This window comes from Streptomyces sp. NBC_01217 (assembly GCF_035994185.1).
Taxonomy (GTDB): Bacteria; Actinomycetota; Actinomycetes; order Streptomycetales; family Streptomycetaceae; genus Streptomyces.
In genome coordinates this window covers 6,224,548-6,243,994 of the sequence record NZ_CP108538.1, presented here as the reverse complement: position 1 = coordinate 6,243,994, position 19,447 = coordinate 6,224,548, and the positions used below count along the sequence as shown (strand labels likewise).

At 70.1% G+C, this 19,447-nt stretch carries 15 protein-coding genes; 8 read left to right on the top strand and 7 right to left on the bottom strand.

Going from position 1 to position 19,447, the window contains the following annotated elements; translation table 11 throughout:
* Positions 1–82: 82 nt before the first annotated feature.
* Positions 83–1,492, top strand: coding sequence for a family 16 glycosylhydrolase (locus OG507_RS28045; protein ID WP_327372127.1), 1,410 nt, complete (start codon positions 83–85; stop codon positions 1,490–1,492).
* Positions 1,493–1,557: 65 nt separating this feature from the next.
* On the opposite strand, the gene OG507_RS28040 is transcribed toward OG507_RS28045, so the two are convergent.
* Positions 1,558–2,922 carry a cation:dicarboxylate symporter family transporter gene (locus OG507_RS28040; protein ID WP_327369929.1) on the bottom strand — a complete coding sequence of 455 codons (1,365 nt, stop codon included), beginning with the start codon at positions 2,920–2,922 and terminating at the stop codon, positions 1,558–1,560.
* A gap of 130 nt (positions 2,923–3,052) precedes the next feature.
* Between OG507_RS28040 and OG507_RS28035 the strand changes: the two genes are divergently transcribed.
* From OG507_RS28035 to OG507_RS28025, 3 genes are all read left to right on the top strand, one after another.
* Entirely contained in the window at positions 3,053–4,738 is a 1,686-nt protein-coding gene (locus OG507_RS28035) for a sensor histidine kinase (RefSeq protein ID WP_327369928.1), read from the top strand.
* A complete protein-coding gene (locus OG507_RS28030) occupies positions 4,735–5,409 on the top strand; it encodes a response regulator (protein WP_327369927.1) in 675 nt (224 codons plus the stop codon). Before OG507_RS28035 ends, OG507_RS28030 begins: the two co-directional genes overlap by 4 nt.
* A 175-nt stretch (positions 5,410–5,584) precedes the next feature.
* Positions 5,585–6,223: a helix-turn-helix transcriptional regulator gene (locus OG507_RS28025; protein WP_327372126.1), complete on the top strand. Its 639-nt coding sequence runs from the start codon at positions 5,585–5,587 to the stop codon at positions 6,221–6,223.
* A gap of 128 nt (positions 6,224–6,351) precedes the next feature.
* On the opposite strand, the gene OG507_RS28020 is transcribed toward OG507_RS28025, so the two are convergent.
* The gene (locus OG507_RS28020) at positions 6,352–7,377 is read right to left on the bottom strand and encodes an ATP-dependent 6-phosphofructokinase (RefSeq protein ID WP_327369926.1); all 1,026 of its coding nucleotides are present in this window, start codon (positions 7,375–7,377) and stop codon (positions 6,352–6,354) included.
* Positions 7,378–7,595: 218 nt separating this feature from the next.
* Between OG507_RS28020 and pta the strand changes: the two genes are divergently transcribed.
* The 3 genes from pta (at position 7,596) to pyk (ending at position 12,468) form a co-directional block, all read left to right on the top strand.
* The gene (gene pta, locus OG507_RS28015) at positions 7,596–9,731 is read left to right on the top strand and encodes a phosphate acetyltransferase (RefSeq protein WP_327369925.1); all 2,136 of its coding nucleotides are present in this window, start codon (positions 7,596–7,598) and stop codon (positions 9,729–9,731) included.
* Entirely contained in the window at positions 9,728–10,963 is a 1,236-nt protein-coding gene (locus tag OG507_RS28010) for an acetate kinase (RefSeq protein ID WP_327369924.1), read from the top strand. Before pta ends, OG507_RS28010 begins: the two co-directional genes overlap by 4 nt.
* Before the next feature lie 74 nt (positions 10,964–11,037).
* A complete protein-coding gene (gene pyk, locus OG507_RS28005; RefSeq protein ID WP_327369923.1) occupies positions 11,038–12,468 on the top strand; it encodes a pyruvate kinase in 1,431 nt (476 codons plus the stop codon).
* Between the two features lie 93 nt (positions 12,469–12,561).
* Here pyk and OG507_RS28000 read toward each other — a convergent pair whose 3' ends face one another.
* The 4 genes from OG507_RS28000 to OG507_RS27985 form a co-directional block, all read right to left on the bottom strand.
* Positions 12,562–13,803, bottom strand: a complete 1,242-nt coding sequence (locus OG507_RS28000) for a hypothetical protein (protein ID WP_327369922.1) — start codon at positions 13,801–13,803, stop codon at positions 12,562–12,564.
* Positions 13,793–14,356, bottom strand: a complete 564-nt coding sequence (locus tag OG507_RS27995) for a DUF6114 domain-containing protein (RefSeq protein ID WP_327369921.1) — start codon at positions 14,354–14,356, stop codon at positions 13,793–13,795. The genes OG507_RS28000 and OG507_RS27995 overlap by 11 nt, the downstream gene beginning before the upstream one ends.
* A gap of 98 nt (positions 14,357–14,454) precedes the next feature.
* Complete coding sequence (locus tag OG507_RS27990; protein ID WP_327369920.1) at positions 14,455–15,096, bottom strand: DUF6230 family protein; 642 nt, start codon at positions 15,094–15,096, stop codon at positions 14,455–14,457.
* A 598-nt stretch (positions 15,097–15,694) separates the two neighbouring features.
* Complete coding sequence (locus tag OG507_RS27985) at positions 15,695–16,675, bottom strand: tetratricopeptide repeat protein (RefSeq protein ID WP_327369919.1); 981 nt, start codon at positions 16,673–16,675, stop codon at positions 15,695–15,697.
* A gap of 318 nt (positions 16,676–16,993) precedes the next feature.
* Here OG507_RS27985 and OG507_RS27980 point away from each other — a divergent pair, with 318 nt between their 5' ends.
* The gene (locus tag OG507_RS27980; protein ID WP_327369918.1) at positions 16,994–17,623 is read left to right on the top strand and encodes a TetR/AcrR family transcriptional regulator; all 630 of its coding nucleotides are present in this window, start codon (positions 16,994–16,996) and stop codon (positions 17,621–17,623) included.
* A gap of 50 nt (positions 17,624–17,673) precedes the next feature.
* Here the strand turns inward: OG507_RS27980 and OG507_RS27975 are convergent, their stop codons facing one another.
* Entirely contained in the window at positions 17,674–19,374 is a 1,701-nt protein-coding gene (locus OG507_RS27975; RefSeq protein WP_327369917.1) for an acyl-CoA mutase large subunit family protein, read from the bottom strand.
* Between the last annotated feature and the right edge of the window lie 73 nt (positions 19,375–19,447).

Here is a 19,447-nt window from a genome sequence, read left to right as displayed (position 1 = left end):
CGCGAGCCGCATCCGCCTGACCGCCCACCCCACTGACTCCACTCCCCACAGACGCACCGTCGTACTCGCCGCGCTGACCGTGATGGCCCTGGTCCTGGCCGGACTGGCCACCGTCCTCGGTTCCGGATCCGCACGCGGCGCCGTCCCCCCGGCACCCGGCTGGGACCTGAAGTGGAGCGATGACTTCAACGGCGCCGACCGCTCCCTGCCCTCGGCCGCGAACTGGCAGATCGACACCGGCCACGCCTATCCGGGCGGCCCCGCGAACTGGGGCACGGGTGAGATCCAGAACTACACCGCCAACCCCGACAACCTCAGCCTCGACGGCAACGGCAACCTCCGGATCACCCCGCTGCGGGACGGCGCGGGCAACTGGACCTCGGGCCGGGTCGAGACCGTACGCTCCGACTTCAAGGCCCCGGCGGGCGGCACCCTGCGCATCGAGAGCCGGATCCAGATGCCGAACGTCACGGGGAACGCGGCCCTCGGCTACTGGCCCGCGTTCTGGGCGCTCGGCTCCCCGTACCGCGGCAACTACTGGAACTGGCCGGGCATCGGTGAGTTCGACATCATGGAGAACGTCAACGGGATCAACTCCGTCTGGGGCGTGCTGCACTGCGGCGTCAACCCGGGCGGCCCGTGCAACGAGACGAGCGGCATCGCCAGCAACCGAGCCTGCCCCGGGGCCAGTTGCCAGTCGGAGTTCCACACGTACACCTTCGAGTGGGACCGCTCCGTCACTCCCAACGCGCTGCGCTGGTACGTGGACGGGCAGCAGTTCCACTCCGTGTCCCAGAACCAGCTGGACGCCGGCACCTGGGCCAACATGACCGAGCACGCGGGGTACTTCATCCTGCTCAACCTCGCGATCGGCGGCGCGTTCCCCAACGCGCTGGGCGGCAGCACCCCCACCGCGGAGACCGTCCCGGGCCGTCCCATGCTCGTCGACTACGTCGGCGTCTGGACCAAGGGCGGCGGCACCGACCCGACCGACCCGCCGGACCCGACCGATCCGCCGTCCGGCTCGGCCGACCTCACGCTCCGCTCCGGCGGCGGTCTCGGGGCGGCAGAGGCGTCCGGCTCGGCGGTCACCCTCGCCTCGGCGGACGGCGCCAACTACGACGGCACCCCGCACAGCCCGCAGACCTTCACCGCCTCCGGCATCACCCGGACGTACAACGGCGGGTCCACCCAGTTCGACCTGTTCGTCGACGCGGGCACGACCGTCGCCAACGGGCAGCAGGTGAGGGTGAGTTACGACCGTACGGGCGACGGGACCTGGGACCGCACGGAGACGTACAACTACTTCCCCACCGACCCCGTCCCCGGCTATGAGCACTACACGCAGAGCAAGGGGCTCATGGCCTCGACCGGGAGCCAGGGCAATCTGGTGAACGGCAAGGTCAGGGTGGAGATCTGGAACGCCATCGGCAACGGCTCCAGCACGGTCGGGGTCGGCAACCAGTCGGTCGTCCACATCCCGTTCGGCTGAACGCACGGCTGACATACGTGTGCGGCCGGTACGGGAGTCCCGTACCGGCCGCACACCCAGCTTCGTTACGCCTTCGCCAGCGAGGCCTTCTCGCCGTCGCCGTCCCTGGACTCCGGGACGTACGGCTCCGTGGGGCCCTCGTCGGTGAGCATCTGCTCGTCGAACGGGATGGCGCCGGCCAGCACCTGGTCCACCCGCTCCTTGTCGATCTCCTTGGTCCAGGTGCCTACCAGGACGGTGGCCACCGCATTGCCCGCGAAGTTCGTCAGGGCTCGGGCCTCGCTCATGAAGCGGTCGATGCCGACGATCAGACCGACGCCGTCGACCAGGCCGGGGCGGTGCGACTGCAGGCCGCCCGCAAGGGTGGCCAGGCCCGCGCCGGTGACTCCGGCCGCGCCCTTCGAGGCGACGATCATGAAGAGCAGGAGGGAGATCTGCTCACCGGCGCTCAGCGGGTCACCCATCGCGTTGGCGATGAAGAGCGAGGACATCGTGAGGTAGATCGCGGTGCCGTCGAGGTTGAAGGAGTATCCGGTCGGCACGGTGATGCCCGCGACGGACTTGCTGACGCCGAGGTGCTCCATCTTGGCGATCAGCCGCGGCAGCGCGGACTCGGACGACGAGGTGGAGAGGATCAGCAGGAACTCGCGGCCCAGGTACTTCAGCAGGAGCAGCAGGTTCACACCGGCGACCAGCCGCAGGATCGTGCCGAGCACCACGAAGACGAAGATCGCGCAGGTGATGTAGAAGCCGACCATGATGATCGCGAGGGACTTCAGCGCGTCGACGCCGGTCTCGCCGACCACCGCGGCCATCGCGCCGAAGGCGCCGACCGGGGCCGCCCACATGATCATGGCGAGGACGCGGAAGACGAGGCGCTGGATGTGTCCGATGCCGCGCAGGACCGGTTCGCCGGCCGAGCCCATGGCCTGCAGGGCGAAGCCCGCGAGCAGGGCGATCAGCAGGGTCTGCAGCACCTCGCCCTCGGTGAAGGCGGAGACCATCGTCGTCGGGATGATGCCGAGCAGGAAGTCCACGGTGGACTCGCTGGCACCGGCCGCCTGCTTCTCACCGGCGGCGCGCACGGCCTCGGTGAGGTGGAGGCCCGAGCCGGGCTCCAGGATGTTGCCGACGAGCAGACCGATGGCGAGCGCGACGGTCGACATCACGAGGAAGTAGCCGAGGGCGAGGCCGCCGACCGCGCCGACCTTGGCGGCCTTGCGCACCGATCCGACGCCCAGCACGATCGTGCAGAAGATGATCGGCGAGATCATCATCTTGATGAGGTTGACGAAGCCGGTACCGATCGGCTTGAGCTCCACGGCGAAGTCCGGGGCCACGAAGCCCACGAGGATGCCGAGGCCCACGGCCGCGATCACGGCGAGATACAGATAATGCGTACGGTCCCGCCTGGCGGTTGGCACTCCCATGGGGTTCTCCTCGGCTCGGCTCTGTCCGACCCCCGTCCCTGGGGGTCCCGGCGAATATCTCGCCCCGTGTGACGGCGGTCACCGTTACGTGCATTTCGTTCATATGTTTTCGGCCAGGCACACTGGGGCCATGCGCCTCCCCCGTACCCGCCCCCGCAGCCTCGCAGGGCAGCTCTTCGCCATGCAGGTGGTGCTGGTCGCGGCCGTGGTGGCGGGGTGCGCGTTCTTCGCGTACGTCTCCGGCAGCGGACAGGCGAAGGAGACGGCGGCCCGGCAGGTCAGGGCGGCGGCGCTGGCGATCGCCGACTCCCCGTCCGTACGGGAGGCGATCCGCACCCCGGACCCGTCGGCCGTGCTGCAGCCGTACGCGGAGAAGGTCCGCAGGGACACCGGGATCGCCTTCGTCACGATCATGTCCCCGGACCGGATCCGCTGGACGCACCCGGACGCCGGGCTGATCGGCGAGAAGTTCCTCGGGCACACCGCGCGGGCGCTGCGCGGCGAGACGTTCACGGAGACGTACACCGGCACGCTCGGCCCCTCGATCCGGGTCGTCACCCCGATCCGGGACGGCGGCAGGATCACCGGCCTGGTCAGCGCGGGCATCACGGTCGACCGGGTCTCCTCGCAGGTGCGGGCACAGCTGGGGGCGCTGGGGCTGGCGGCGGGCGGGGCCCTCGCCCTCGGCGGCATCGGCACGTACGTGATCAACGCCCGGCTCCGGCGGCACACGCACGGCATGAACGCCGCCGAGCTGAGCCGGATGCACGACTACCACCAGGCCACGCTGCACGCGGTGCGCGAAGGGCTGCTGATGCTCGACGGACGGCGCAGGATCGCGCTGATCAACGACGCGGGCCGGGAGCTGCTCGGTCTCGGTGCCGGTGCGGTCGGGCGCAGGGTCGACGAGCTGGATCTGCCGGCGCCGCTGACCGGTGCGCTGCTCGCCTCCGAGGAGCGGGTCGACGAGCTGCATCTGACGGCGGAGCGGGTGATCGTCGTCAACACCCGTCCGGTGGTGGGCGGGGAGCAGCGCGGTACGGTCGTGACGCTGCGCGATCACACGGAACTGCAGGCACTGTCCGGTGAGTTGGACTCCGAGCGGGGGTTCACCCAGGCCCTGCGCTCGCAGGCGCACGAGGCGGCGAACCGGCTGCACACGGTCGTCTCGCTGATCGAACTGGGCCGGGCGCAGGAGGCGGTGGGTTTCGCCACCGCCGAACTGGAGCTGGCCCAGGCCCTCACGGACCGGGTGGTGGGCGCCGTCGCCGAACCGGTGCTGGCCGCGCTGCTGCTCGGCAAGGCGGCGCAGGCCAACGAGCGGGGGGTGGAGCTGGTGCTCGCGGAGGACAGTCTGATCGACGACGGCGCCCTGCCCGCGACCCTGCCGCCGCGGGACCTGGTGACGGTCCTCGGCAATCTGATCGACAACGCGGTGGACGCCGCCTCCGAGGCGGTGACCGGGGTGCCGGGGTCCGCAGCCGTGCCCGCCCAGCGGGGAGCGGCGGCGGGCCGGTCCGGCCGCGCCCGGGTCACCGTCACCGCGCTCGCCGGGGAGGGCGAGCTGCTGCTGCGGGTCGCCGACACCGGGGCCGGGATCGATCCGGACGACGCGGCCGAGGTGTTCGACCGGGGCTGGTCGACGCACGGCGCGGGGCGGGGGATCGGGCTGGCCCTCGTGCAGCAGGCGGTGCATCGCAACGGCGGGACGGTGGCGCTGGGCCACGGTCCGGACGGCGGTGCGCAGTTCACGGTGCGGCTGCCGCTGGCCGTCGCCCACCGCACGACGTCCGCCGCGAAGGAGGCCACCGCATGATCCAGGTGCTGGTGGTCGAGGACGATCCCGTCGCCGCGGACGCCCATCAGCTGTATGTGGGCCGCGTCCCCGGATTCGCCGTGGCCGCGGTCGCGCACTCGCGCGCGGAGGCGGTGCGGGCGCTGGACCGTACGCCGGTCGATCTGCTGCTCCTGGATCTGTATCTGCCCGACGGCCACGGCCTTCAGCTGCTGCGCTCGCTGCGCGCGGCCGGGCACGCGGCGGATGTCATCGCGGTGACGTCGGCGCGCGATCTGGCGGTGGTGCGGGAAGGGGTGTCGCTCGGTGTCGTCCAGTACGTGCTGAAACCGTTCACCTTCGCCACCCTGCGCGACCGGCTCGTGCGCTACGCCGAGTTCCGCGCGGCGGCCGGTGAGGCGAGCGGTCAGGACGAGGTGGACCGGGCGCTGGGCGCCCTGCGCGCACCGCAGCCGTCCCGGCTGCCGAAGGGGCTGAGCGGCCCGACGCTGGAGGCCGTCACCCGCGTCCTGCGGGCCGCTCCGGACGGGGTCACGGCGGGCGCGGCCGGGGTGGAGGTGGGGATCTCGCGGATCACGGCGCGCCGCTATCTGGAGCATCTGGTGACGGTGGGGCGTGCGGTGCGCAGTCCGCAGTACGGTCAGATCGGGCGCCCGGAGCTGCACTACCGGTGGGTGGCCGAGAACCGCTGACGCCGTACGGCCCGCGCGGCAAGAAGGCCGTATTCGGCCTAGGACGTTCCTACGAGCCGTGATATGGGCGGAACACACCGTAGTCAGACCGCGTGCCGGCTCCTACGGTGGGGCCGTGGACCCCTCCCCGCCCTTCAACGCCCCCGCCGCGCGCCGACTCCGCGAGGCCCTGGGGATGCTTCCCGGCCACGTCGCCTACGGACTCGGGGCCCAGTACGGACTCCGTGTCAGCGCCGAGACGGTGGTCGCCTGGGAGCGCGGGCTCGCCGTCCCGAGCGAGTACGAACTCACGGCGCTGGCCGGGGTGTTGTGGTGCTCGCCGGGCGAGCTGCTCACCGCCGCGCGCACCCTGCGGGAGCACCGGGTGGCCAGGGAGCTGGCCGTGGAGGAGCTGGCGCGTCTGCTGGGGCTGACGGCCACCGCGTATCTGCGGATGGAGGAGGCGGGGCGCTGGCGCGGCAATGAACGCCAGTCCGCGGTGCTCAGCGAGGTGCTGGGGCTGACCCCCGCCGGGTTCGTGACGGTCTGCGGCCGGGACGAGGAGCTGGCGGAGCTGCTGCGCGGCGCGGTGACGACGCGCTGGCAGGCCCATGTGCGGCAGGTGGCGAAGCTGGTGCCGCTGGAGCGCGGCTTCCTCCAGGACGTGATGGAGCAGCTGCACGCCGACTACCAGGCGCTGATGGTGTCGACGCTGAGCTGGAGCAGCACGGGTACGGAGCGGGCCGGGGCGACGGGTGCGGCGGGGCGGGAGTTCCTGGCGGAGATCGTGGAACGGTTCTGGGGGACGGCGGGGGTACGGAAGCCGGATGCCTGAGCGGTACGCCCCTGCCGGGGGGCCGGAGGGCCGGGGGCGGCCGGAAGGCCGGGGTGCTCAGACCGCCCTGGTCGGCAGAGGACCACCCCCGGCCGGAAGGCCGGCTCGCGCGAGAAGACCGGATCCGGTCAGAAGACCGACTCCGCCTCGTCCATCCGGTCCGCCGGTACGGTCTTGAGCCGGGTGATGGCGTCGGCGAGCGGGACCATCTTGATGTCGTTGCCGCGCAGGGCCGTCATCCGGCCGAAGTCTCCGCGGTGCGCGGCCTCCACCGCGTGCCAGCCGAAGCGGGTGGCGAGCACCCGGTCGTACGCGGTCGGCGTGCCGCCGCGCTGCACATGGCCGAGAATGACCGGCCGTGCCTCCTTGCCGAGCCGGGTCTCCAGCTCGATGGCCAGCCGGTTGCCGATGCCCTGGAAGCGCTCGTGGCCGTACTGGTCGATCTCGCCCTTGGCGTACGGCATGGAGCCCTCGGCCGGGTGCGCGCCCTCGGCGACACAGATGACCGCGAACTTCTTGCCGCGTGCGAAGCGTTCCTCGACCATCTTGACCAGGTCCTCGACCTGGAAGCGGCGCTCGGGCAGGCAGATGCCGTGCGCGCCGCCCGCCATGCCGGACTCCAGCGCGATCCAGCCCGCGTGGCGGCCCATCACCTCGACGACCATGACCCGCTGGTGCGATTCGGCGGTGGTCTTGAGGCGGTCTATGGCATCGGTGGCGACGCCCACCGCGGTGTCGAAGCCGAAGGTGCGGTCGGTGGCGGAGATGTCGTTGTCGATGGTCTTGGGGACGCCGACGACGGGCATCCCGGCGTCCGACAGCATCCGCGCGGCGGTGAGGGTGCCTTCGCCGCCGATCGGGATGAGGGCGTCCATGCCGTAACGGCGGCTCAGCTCGGCGCAGTTCTCGGCGGCCTCGCGCAGCCGGTCGCGCTCCAGCCGGGCCGAGCCGAGAATGGTGCCGCCGAGGGAGAGGATGCCGCTGACCTCGTTGAGACCGAGGGGGCGGAAGTGGCCGTCGAGGAGTCCCTTGAACCCGTCCTCGAAGCCGATGACTTCATCGCCGTAACCCGCCACGGCACGGTGCACGACCGACCGGATCACTGCGTTCAGGCCTGGGCAGTCGCCGCCTGCCGTGAGAACTCCGATGCGCATCGTGCTGTATCTCCTGCTCGCTAGTGCCATGCATTTCGGGGGCGACTACAGAATCCCCCGTACCGTGAGCCACAACAATTGTCCCACGTCAGGTCTGGACCTCGCGCTAGGGCCTTCCGCGGAGGGTCTTTCACCCGGCGGGCGGCGCCTGTGCCCGCGCGGGTATCGTCAACTTGGCAATACCATCCCAAACCGCAAATATGGACGGGAGAGCACGCGTGACGCGCAGCGTGTACGTGACCGGGATCGACCGGGGAGACGGCCGGCAGGTCGTCGATCTGGGAGTCATGGAGCTCCTGACGCGTCAGGTGGACCGGGTCGGGGTGTTCCGGCCGCTCGTGCACGACGGACCCGACCGGCTGTTCGAGCTGCTGCGGGCCCGCTACCGGCTCTCCCAGGATCCCGCGTCGGCCTATGGGCTGGACTACCACGAGGCGTCCGCGCTCCAGGCGGAGCAGGGTACGGACGAACTGGTCTCCCGGCTCGTCGACCGCTTCCATCAGGTGGCCCAGAAGTACGAGGTGGTGCTGGTACTCGGCACCGACTTCGCCGCCACCCAGCTCCCGGACGAGCTGGCGCTCAACGCCCGGCTCGCCAATGAGTTCGGCGCCTCGGTCATCGCGGTGGTCGGCGGGAAGGGCCAGCCCGCGGATTCCGTACGGGCCGAGACCCACAACGCCTACCGGGCGTACGCCGGCCTGGGCTGCGACGTCCTCGCGATGATCGTGAACCGGGTGGCGGCCGAGGACCGTGATGCCATCGCGGAGCGGCTGGCGGCCCGGCTGCCCGTCCCCTGTTCGGTCCTGCCGGACGACGCCGCGCTCTCCGCGCCGACCGTCGCCCAGATCACCGCGGCGCTCGGCGGCACGGTGCTGCTCGGCGACGACTCCGGGCTGGCCAGGGACGCGCTGGACTTCGTCTTCGGCGGTGCGATGCTGCCGAACATGCTGAAGGCGCTGACGCCGGGCTGCATGGTGGTCACGCCCGGGGACCGCGCGGATCTGGTGATCGGCTCGCTGGCCGCGCACAGCGCCGGGACCCCGCCCATCGCGGGGGTGCTGCTCACCCTGAACGAACGCCCCGGCGAGGAGATACTCAGGCTGGCCGCGCGACTCGCACCGGGCACCCCGGTCATCTCCGTGGCCGGCGGCTCCTTCCCCACCGCAGGGGAACTCTTCGCGCTGGAAGGCAAGTTGAACGCGGCGACGCCCCGCAAGGCCGAGACCGCACTGGGCCTCTTCGAGCGCCATGTGGACACCGGCGCCCTGCTGGACCGGATCTCGGTGGCCCGCAGCGGCCGGGTCACCCCGATGATGTTCGAGCACGAACTGCTGGAGCAGGCCCGCGCCGACCGGCGCCGCGTCGTCCTGCCGGAGGGCACCGAGGAACGGGTGCTGCGCGCCGCCGACGTACTGCTGCGCCGCGACGTCTGCGACCTCACGCTCCTCGGCGACCCCGGCGTCATCCGCAAGAAGGCCGCCGACCTCGGCATCGATCTCGCCGGTACGCAGCTCATCGACCCGCAGACCTCCGAGCTGCGCCAGGCCTTCGCGGAGCGGTACGCACAGCTGCGCGCGCACCGCGGGGTCACGGTCGAGCTGGCGTACGACGTCGTCGCGGACGTCAACTACTTCGGCACCCTGATGGTCCAGGAGGGGCTCGCGGACGGCATGGTCTCGGGAGCCGTGCACTCCACGGCGGCGACGATCCGCCCCGCGTTCGAGATCATAAGAACGAAGGGGGCCGAGCGAAGCTCGTCAGGCAGGGTGGCGGCGGGCGCTGGGGGGACCAAGCCGGACGCCTCGATCGTCTCCTCCGTCTTCTTCATGTGCCTGGCCGACAAGGTCCTGGTGTACGGGGACTGCGCGGTCAACCCGGACCCGGACGCGGAGCAGCTCGCCGACATCGCGGTGCAGTCGGCCGCCACCGCCGCGCGCTTCGGTGTGGAGCCGCGGATCGCGATGCTGTCGTACTCGACGGGCACCTCGGGGTCGGGCGCCGACGTCGACAAGGTGCGCGAGGCGACGGACCGGGTGCGCAGGAGCCGGCCGGACCTCAGGATCGAGGGCCCGATCCAGTACGACGCGGCGGTGGAGCCGAGCGTCGCCGCGACGAAGCTGCCCGGCTCCGAGGTGGCCGGGCAGGCGACGGTGCTGATCTTCCCGGACCTGAACACCGGCAACAACACGTACAAGGCCGTGCAGCGCTCGGCGGGCGCGGTGGCCGTCGGACCGGTGCTCCAGGGGCTGCGGAAGCCCGTCAACGATCTATCCCGGGGCGCGCTCGTCCAGGACATCGTCAATACCGTGGCCATCACGGCGATCCAGGCGCAGGGCGAGGAGCAGACCGCATGACCACCCCGAAGACAGTGCGCGCCGATCGCGTACTCGTGCTCAACTCCGGCTCCTCGTCGGTGAAGTACCAGCTCCTGGACATGAGCGACCACTCCCGGCTGGCGGCCGGACTGGTCGAGCGGATCGGCGAGGAGACCTCCCGGCTGGTGCACACCCCGCTGGTCGGCGGGGGCGCCGAGCCGCGCGAGCGCATCGGCCGGATCGCCGATCACGAGGCCGCGCTGAAGGCGGCGGCCGAGGAGCTGGCGGCCGACGGCCTCGGCCTGGACTCCCCCGCGCTGGCGGCGATCGGCCACCGGGTGGTGCACGGCGGGCTGCGGTTCACCGAGCCCGTGGTGATCGACGACGAGGTGCTGACGGAGATCGAGCGCCTGGTCCCGGTGGCCCCGCTGCACAATCCGGCGAACATCGTCGGCATCCGTACCGCACAGGCCCTGCGTCCGGACCTGCCGCAGGTGGCGGTCTTCGACACGGCGTTCCACACGACGATGCCGGAGTACGCGGCGCGGTACGCGATCGATGTGGAGACCGCCGACGCGCACCGCATCCGGCGCTACGGATTCCACGGCACCTCGCACGCCTATGTCTCCCGCAAGGCCGCCGAGCTGCTGGGACGCAGCCCCGAGGACGTCAATGTCATCGTGCTGCACCTGGGCAACGGCGCCTCGGCCTCGGCGGTGGCGGGCGGCAGGTGCGTGGAGACCTCGATGGGACTGACCCCGCTGGAGGGGCTGGTGATGGGTACGCGCTCGGGCGACATCGATCCGGCCGTCACCTTCCACCTCAAGCGGGTGGCGGGGATGTCGACGGACGAGATCGACGTACTGCTCAACAAGAAGAGCGGCCTGGTCGGGCTCTGCGGCGACAACGACATGCGGGAGATCCGGCGCCGGGTCGACGAGGGCGACGAGCGGGCGGCGCTCGCGTTCGACATCTATGTGCACCGGCTGAAGAAGTACATCGGCGCCTATTCGGCGGTCCTCGGGCGGGTGGATGCGGTGGTGTTCACGGCGGGGGTCGGGGAGAACTCGGCGCCCGTACGGGAGGCTGCGATCACCGGTCTCGAAGAGTTCGGCCTGGCGGTGGACGCGGATCTGAACGCCGTACGGTCCGGCTCACCGCGGCTGATCTCGCCGGACTACGCGCGGGTCGCGGTCGCCGTGGTGCCGACGGACGAGGAGCTGGAGATCGCCGTCCAGACCTTCGCACTCGTCGGACAGGCCCACAACTGAGCACCCCCGCGCCCCTTTGTACCTTCCACCAGACGGAATATTCCGTAGCGAAACAAACCGATAGGATCCGCCTCATGCGCCGTTCCAAAATCGTCTGCACACTCGGTCCCGCCGTCGACTCCCATGAGCAGCTCGTCGCTCTGATCGAGGCCGGCATGAGCGTGGCCCGCTTCAACTTCAGTCACGGCAGCCACGAGGAGCACCAGGGTCGTTACGACCGGGTCCGCAAGGCCGCCGCCGAGACGGGCAGGGCGGTCGGCGTGCTCGCCGACCTCCAGGGCCCGAAGATCCGCCTGGCGAAGTTCGCCGAGGGCCCCGTCGAGCTGGTCCGCGGGGACGAGTTCACGATCACCGCGGAGGACGTCCCCGGCGACAAGTCGATCTGCGGCACGACCTACAAGGGTCTGCCCGGCGACGTCGACAAGGGCGACCCGATCCTGATCAACGACGGCAACGTCGAGCTGAAGGTCGTCGCGGTCGAGGGCCCCCGGGTGAGGACCATCGTCATCGAGGGCGGTGTCATCTCCGACCACAAGGGCATCAACCTGCCCGGTGCGGCGGTCAACGTCCCGGCCCTGTCCGGGAAGGACGTCGAGGATCTGCGCTTCGCCCTGCGGATGGGCTGCGACCTGGTGGCGCTGTCCTTCGTGCGGGACGCCAATGACATCAAGGACGTCCACAAGGTGATGGACGAGGAGGGCCGCCGGGTCCCCGTCATCGCCAAGGTGGAGAAGCCGCAGGCGGTCGAGCACATGGAGGGCATCGTCATGGCGTTCGACGGTGTGATGGTCGCCCGCGGCGACCTGGCCGTCGAGTACCCCCTGGAGAAGGTCCCGATGGTGCAGAAGCGCCTGGTGGAGCTCTGCCGGCGGAACGCCAAGCCGGTGATCGTGGCGACCCAGATGATGGAGTCGATGATCACCAACTCGCGGCCGACGCGTGCCGAGGCGTCCGATGTCGCCAACGCGATCCTGGACGGCGCGGACGCGGTCATGCTGTCCGCCGAGTCCAGCGTCGGCGCGTATCCGATCGAGACGGTCAAGACGATGTCGAAGATCGTCGTCGCCGCCGAGCAGGAGCTGCTCTCCAAGGGCCTCCAGCCGCTGGTGCCGGGCAAGAAGCCCCGCACCCAGGGCGGTTCGGTGGCCCGCGCCGCCTGCGAGATCGCGGACTTCCTGAACGGCAAGGCACTTGTCGCCTTCACCAAGTCCGGCGACACGGCCCGCCGCCTCTCGCGCTACCGCGCCGCGCAGCCGATCCTGGCCTTCACCACCGACGAGTCCACCCGCAACCAGCTCGCCCTGAGCTGGGGCGTCGAGGCCCACGTCGTCCCGCACGTGGACAACACCGACGCCATGGTGGACCTGGTCGACGCCGAACTGCTGAAGCTGAGCCGCTACAACGCGGGCGACACAATGGTCATCACGGCCGGCTCGCCCCCCGGCATCCCGGGCACGACGAACATGGTTCGGGTCCACCACGTGGGCGGCGGCGCGCGCGACTGACACGCACTCCGCACAAGGACTGTGGCCCGCACCTCCGCTTAGCGGGGGTGCGGGCCACAGTCCTTGTGCGGCTCCCGAACGGGTCGGTTACGGCTAGCTGTTGCCGCCGGTGAAGTAGTTGTGCAGGCCGGGCACCGTGAGCGAGCCGCCGAACTGGCCGGCCTGGGTGACCTTGACCTTGGTGAAGAAGGCGAACGGGACGTTCACCGGCGGCGGTGTCTGCGGGCTGAACGTGACCGGTATGAGGCCGAAGAGGTTGCCCTTCAGCTCCTCCGTGTACATCGTCACCGTGCCGTTGCGGATGGTGGACGTGGAGCCCGCCCGCGCTTGGACATGGCCCGTGGTGCCGTTCGGGCCGACCGTCAGCTGGTGGAGGTCCTTGATGTCGATGGAGCTCGCGGTGAACTTCAGCACCTTCTTGATGGTGCCGTCCTGCGTCTTCACCTCGACGATGCCCTTGTAGTCCAGCCCGTTGAGGGTGAGCAGCGAGCTGTCCAGGATCCACGGGTCGGTCGGGACCAGCGGGATGCCCGTCTCCAGGTCGGCCGCGGCCAGTGCCTCGGGGTCGGCGGTCGGACACGGGAAGGGCTCCTTGGCCCCGTCCGGGATGTCCTCGTCCTTCTTGACGTCGAGTCCCTTGACGCTGTCGTCGAGCTCCTTGACGGACTCGCCGGCCTTGTCGGCGGCGTCGCGGATGGCGTCGGCGGTCTTGTCGGCCGTCTCCTTCGCGGCGTCCGTGACCTTCTCCACGGGCTTGGCCGCGTCGCTCTGCGAGGGCTTCGGTGACGCGGTGGTGGCGCTCGGGGACGGGCTCGCCGTCTCCTTGTCCGGTCCGTCGAGGAGGTCCTTGAGCGCGTCGCCGACGCCCAGCGGGTCGAGCGGGTTCGTCGACTGCGTGGGTGTGGGCGAGGAGCTGGGCGCGGCGGCGGGCGCGTCGGCGGCCTGCGTCTCGGGCTTCGCCGCGTCGCTCGCGGACGGGGTCGCCGAGGGCTTCGGCGTCGTCGCTTCGTCCTTGTCACCGGAGTCGGTGGCGGACGGGGACGGCGACTTCGTCTCCGATGCGGACGGGGACGGCGATTCGCTCGGCTCGTCGGAGCGCGTCACACAGGGGCCCGGCGCGAAGGGGATGTCCTTGCTGTCGTCGGCCAGCGCGAGTCTGGGGGTGAGCCCCATGCCCACGAAGACGGCCGTCGGCATCGCGGCGAGCGCGAAGGCCTTGCCCGCGGGGATGTGCAGCTTCGTCAGCAACGACTTCCTGGGGGCCGCGTGGCGCGGTCCGCCTCTCGCCCGGAGGTCGTCCCCGGACAGGTTCAGCTGCGTCTCGTCACCCCGCACGATGCCTCCCGCCGTCGACCTCAACTGTCGTGTCGTGCTGCTCCGGCTGCTGCTGGGGCATCGCTGCCGTGCTCTGGAACCCGGGTTCGGGCTCCTGCGTGCCGAATCCGGCGTCCTCGGGCCTCTCACCCTTGAAGGCAACGGGTTCGGGCTTCGGCTCGCCCGGGGCCCAGGAGATGGAGAGTGCTCCACCGAGCAGGGAGAACAGGAAGCCGATCAAAAAGCCACCGATGTTGGCGACCGGTATGGAGATCAGCGCGAGCAGGATCGCGGCGACTCCGGCGAACACTCTCACGATGTGGTGGAACCACATGGTGAGGCCCAGCGTGATCAGCAGGACTCCGATGATCAGCGATCCCGCACCGGCGGTCGTGGACATCGCCAGCGTCATGTTGCCGAGATGCATGTTGGCGTACGGGAAGTACGCGATGGGTAGACCACCCACCATGGTGAACAGGCCCGCCCAGAACGGCCGGTTACCCCGCCAGGTGCGGAATCCTCGCCAGAAGACGCGGAGGTAGTGCTCGTTCTGCCCTGTGGACTCGGGGCTCATGGAAAACAGCTCCCTGGAACCGGTACTGCTGTGAGAAGAGGAAAGGGTGGGCGGCCGGAGAGACCCGCACGGAGCGCTCCGGCCACCCGGGCGAGTGCCTAGTAGCACTCCTTGACGCCGCTGTGCAGCTTCAGGCTCAGGTTGCTGAGTCTGAAGGTGCCCGCGGTGGTCGCCCACGCCTCCTGCTTCACGTCGGTCAGCACGGCCGTCTCGGCGCGCTGCGCGAAACCGTTCGGGTTGACGGCCTTCTCGGTACCGGGCTGGATGCCGGGCTTGCCGACGGAGCCGGCGGCCACACCGATGTCGATGTTCTCGAAGTACGCGTCGGCGTCGAGCTCGGCGACGTCCAGGTACAGATTGGTCGCCCTGACCGGCTTCTTCGGGTCCGTACCCGCGTTCAGCTGCAGCGTGACGGTACCGAGGCCGAACGGAAGGTTCGGAGTGACCACCGACTGGCACATGTTGGTGATCGTGGCGTCACTGAAGCCCGACACGGCCACGGCGTGCGCCGCGTCCTTGCCGTCAATGCTCTTGCCGGTGGCGACACTGCCGTACTGGACGAAGTTGTGGCCGACGAGCTTGTCCGCGTGCACCTTGAAGCTCTGGCCGGACACGCTGAACGACGCCGCGAGGGCGCCCTGCGCGAGACCGACGCCCACGGCGGCGGTCGCGACGACGCTCGGCACCATGACCAGAGCGAAACGCTTCCATCTGGTGCCGCCACGAACCTGGGAACTCATAATTTTCCTCCTTCTCGGACGTACATCTCCGATTCGGGCCAGGGCCCGTCCTGGGATGGGAGAAGTGCTACGTCCTCGGAAAGGAGAGCGCCCGCGTACGGAGGCAGGAACCGCGTCCGAATCACCGGCGATCACCCCCGAGCGACAACCACTGGCCACGCATTCGCGCAACCTGTTCGGACAGGCCCTGCCGGACGGCAGGAACCCCCCTGTCCGGAGCCGGCGCCACTGCCGCCGACCCACTCGGTGGGGACCCAACAGGGCCGCCGCGCCGACTGGCAGCCGGGCTGGCGTTATTGGACCGAGCGTGGCCGATCGTGGTGCATTCCCGCCCGTGGCACAAGGGGGTTCGTTACTCGCTAGTAACGGCCCGATAACCGCTGTGCGACCCGGTGGTACCACCCGGCCACACAGGGTGGCACCGAACTGAAGGACGAAAGGAGAATCGGGGTCCTTATACGGACAGATCCCAGAGGGTGATTTACTGCGAGTAACAGGCCGTACCTTTATCAAGATTTGGTAAAGCGGAGCTGTCTCTTATCGCCTGCTCGCGAAAACGGCTGCGGCACCCCGGGGGTGCCGCAGCCGCGTTGTCACATCAGAACAAGACCCGCGCCAGCGCCGTACGCGCGGCGCCGACCCTCGGATCGTCGGGGCCGATCACCTCGAAGAGTTCGAGCAGGCGCACCCGCGCCGCGTCCCGGTCGTCACCGAAGGTACGGCGGACGGTCTCGACGAGCCGCCCGAAGGCGTCCTCGACATGACCGCCGACCAGATCCAGATCGGCGGCCGCGAGCTGCGCCGCGACATCGGCCGGACTCTCCGCGGCGTCCTTGCGGACCTGCTGCGGGTCCATGTCCTTGACCCGGGCCAGCAGTTCGGCCTGGGCGAGACCGAGCTTGGCCTCCGTGTTGGCCGGGTCGTCGGACAGGACGTTCCTGTACGCCTGGATGGCACCTGCGAAGTCACTGGCGTCCAGCGCCTGTACGGCCGCTTCGAGCAGGGCGTCGTACGGCCCGGCGGGCGCCTCGGCCGGAGCCGTGCCGGCTTCCGCGTCGGCTTCCGCATCCTGGTCGACCACGATTCCGGTCAGCCCGAACCGCTCCTCGCCGACCTGGATCAACTGGTCCAGCGTCTGCCGGATCTGGGACTCGGAGGCCGCGCCCTGGAAGAGCGGGAGGGCCTGCCCGGCGACGACGGCGAAGACTGCCGGGATGCCCTGGATGCCGAACTGCTGCATCAGCATCTGGTTGGCGTCGACATCGACCTTGGCCAGCACGAAGCGGCCGTTGTACTCATGGGCCAGGCGCTCCAGCAGCGGGCTCAGCTGCTTGCACGGCTCGCACCACTCGGCCCAGAAGTCGATGACGACCGGGACCTCGGCGGAGCGCTGCAGGACATCGTTCTCGAAGCCTGCCTCATCGACATCGATCACCAGGGCGGACGGGGGCACGGCACCGCCACCACCCTGCCGGGCGGCCTCGGCACGGGCCTGCTCCGCCTTCACCTTGGCCTCGCCGGCCGCCTTCACCGCGGCGAGGTCGACGACACCGCTCATGGACATGTTCCTAGGCTGCATACGTACATCCTCCCCCCTTGGCGCGCCGATACGGAAAGCGATGCCGTAACCGCACCCGTCCGCGGTCCCCGCCGGTGTGCGGGGGGGCACGGACAGACACGGTCCGAGGGCCCCTGAAAGACCCGTTTCGGCGCCGGGTCCCCACCCGGTGCCTGTGGCTGTCGTTCGGTCGTGGCGTTACGACGGCATGACCATCGTCTTTACGCTACGACCCGTAGCGTAACTTCCCGGCACCCCTCGCGCGCAAGTACGTTCGGTGATCTGTCTCACGGTGAACGGGACCGGTCGGTTCTCCCTACTGACCGGTATGGTCGCGGCATGCTGAGCCACAGCCACCCCAAACCCCCTCGAACGGGACGACCCCGCAGCGTCGCGGCCGACGAAGCGATCCTGGAGGCGACCAGAGCCTCCCTGGTCGACCTCGGCTGGTCGAAGCTGACGATGGGGGATGTGGCGACGCGGGCCGGGGTCGCCAAGACGACCCTGTACCGGCGGTGGGCGGGCAAGAACGAGCTGGTCGTGGACGCCGTCGCGGTCCTCTTCGACGAGCTGGAACTGCCCGATCTGGGCAGCCTGTCGGCCGATGTGCAGGCGGTGGTGCTGCAGTTCGCCGCGCTGCTGGAGCGCCCGGAGACCCAGACGGCGCTGATGGCGGTGGTCGCGGAGTCGACCCGCGACGAGGCGCTGCGGACCCGGATCCGGGACTCGATCGTGGACCGGCAGAAGCGGCTGGTGCTCCAGGGTCGTCAACGGGCTCAGGAACGCGGGGAGTTGCCCGTCGAGCAGGACGAGACCGTGGCTGCCGGGACCGCCGATCTGATCTTCGATGTGATCGCCGGCGCGGTGGTGCACCGAGCCCTGGTGAGCGCCGAACCCGTCGACGAGGACTGGGCCCGGCGCTTCACGGGGCTGCTGCTCACGGGGCTGGGGGCGGCGGCCTCCGCGTGACGCGGGCCGCCGCCCGTGCCGGCCCGTCAGAAGCCGGGCGGCTCCGTGTATCAGAAGCCGGGCGGCTCCGTGTAGGTGCCCCATTCGTCTCGCAGGACCCCGCAGATCTCACCGAGCGTCGCCTCCGCGCGTACGGCGTCGAGCATCGGAGCGATCATGTTGGAGTCGTCGCGGGCGGCGGCCAGCATCGCGTCCAGCGCCGACTTGACCCGCGCGTCGTCGCGGGCGTCCTTGCGGCCGCCGAGTTCGCGGACCTGCTCGCGCTCGACCTCGTGGCTGACCCGCAGGATCTCCAGGTCGCCGGTGACCGAGCCGTGGTGGACGTTGACGCCCACGACCCGCTTGTCGCCCTTCTCCAGCGACTGCTGGTACTGGAAGGCGGACTCGGCGATCTCACCGGTGAACCAGCCGTCCTCGATCCCGCGCAGGATGCCGGAGGTCATCGGCCCGATGGGGTGCTGCCCGTCCGGGTGCGCCCGGGTGCCGCGCTCCTTGATCCGGTCGAAGATCTTCTCGGCGTCGGCCTCGATCCGGTCGGTGAGCTGCTCGACGTACCAGGAACCGCCCAGCGGGTCGGCCACATTGGCGACGCCGGTCTCCTCCATCAGCACCTGCTGGGTACGCAGCGCGATCTCGGCGGCCTGCTCGGAGGGGAGCGCGAGGGTCTCGTCGAGGGCGTTGGTGTGCAGCGAGTTGGTGCCGCCGAGGACGGCGGACAGGGCCTCGACCGCGGTCCGTACGACGTTGTTGTACGGCTGCTGGGCGGTGAGCGAGACACCGGCGGTCTGGGTGTGGAAGCGCAGCCACTGCGCCTTGTCGGTCTTCGCGCCGTACGTCTCCTTCATCCAGCGGGCCCAGATCCGGCGCGCGGCACGGAACTTGGCGATCTCCTCGAAGAAGTCGAGGTGCGCGTCGAAGAAGAAGGAGAGACCGGGCGCGAAGGTGTCGACGTCCAGCCCGCGGGAGAGGCCGAGCTCCACATAGCCGAAGCCGTCGGCGAGGGTGTACGCGAGCTCCTGCGCGGCTGTCGCCCCGGCCTCGCGGATGTGGTAGCCGGAGACGGAGAGCGGCTTGTAGGCGGGGATGTCGCGGGCGCAGTGCTCCATCAGGTCGCCGATGAGGCGCAGATGGGGCTCGGGCTGGAAGAGCCACTCCTTCTGCGCGATGTACTCCTTGAAGATGTCGGTCTGGAGCGTGCCGTTGAGCACACCCGGGTCGACGCCCTGGCGCTCGGCGGCGACCAGGTACATGCAGAAGACGGGGACGGCGGGTCCGCTGATCGTCATGGACGTCGTGACATCACCGAGCGGGATGTCCTTGAAAAGGACCTCCATGTCGGCTGCGGAGTCGATGGCCACGCCGCAGTGCCCGACCTCGCCGAGCGAGCGGGGGTCGTCGGAGTCGCGGCCCATCAGCGTCGGCATGTCGAAGGCGACACTGAGCCCGCCGCCGCCCGCGGCGAGGATCATCTTGTAGCGCTCGTTGGTCTGCTCGGCGTTGCCGAAGCCGGCGAACTGGCGGATGGTCCAGGTCCGGCCGCGGTAGCCGGTCGGATAGAGCCCTCGCGTGAAGGGGTACTCACCGGGCCAGCCGATCCGCTCGAATCCCTCGTACGTGTCCCCCGGGCGGGGTCCGTACACGGGCTCGACCGGGTCGCCGGAGAGCGTGGTGAAGTCCGCGTCACGCTTGCGGGCCTTGTCGTAACGGGCCTGCCAGCGGTGGCGGCCCTCCTCGATCGCGTCAGCGTCCATACCATCGAATTTACTAGGACGTCCTAGTAAATGTCGATGGCAAACCGCCCGGTGCTTTGCACGGGGCGGTTCG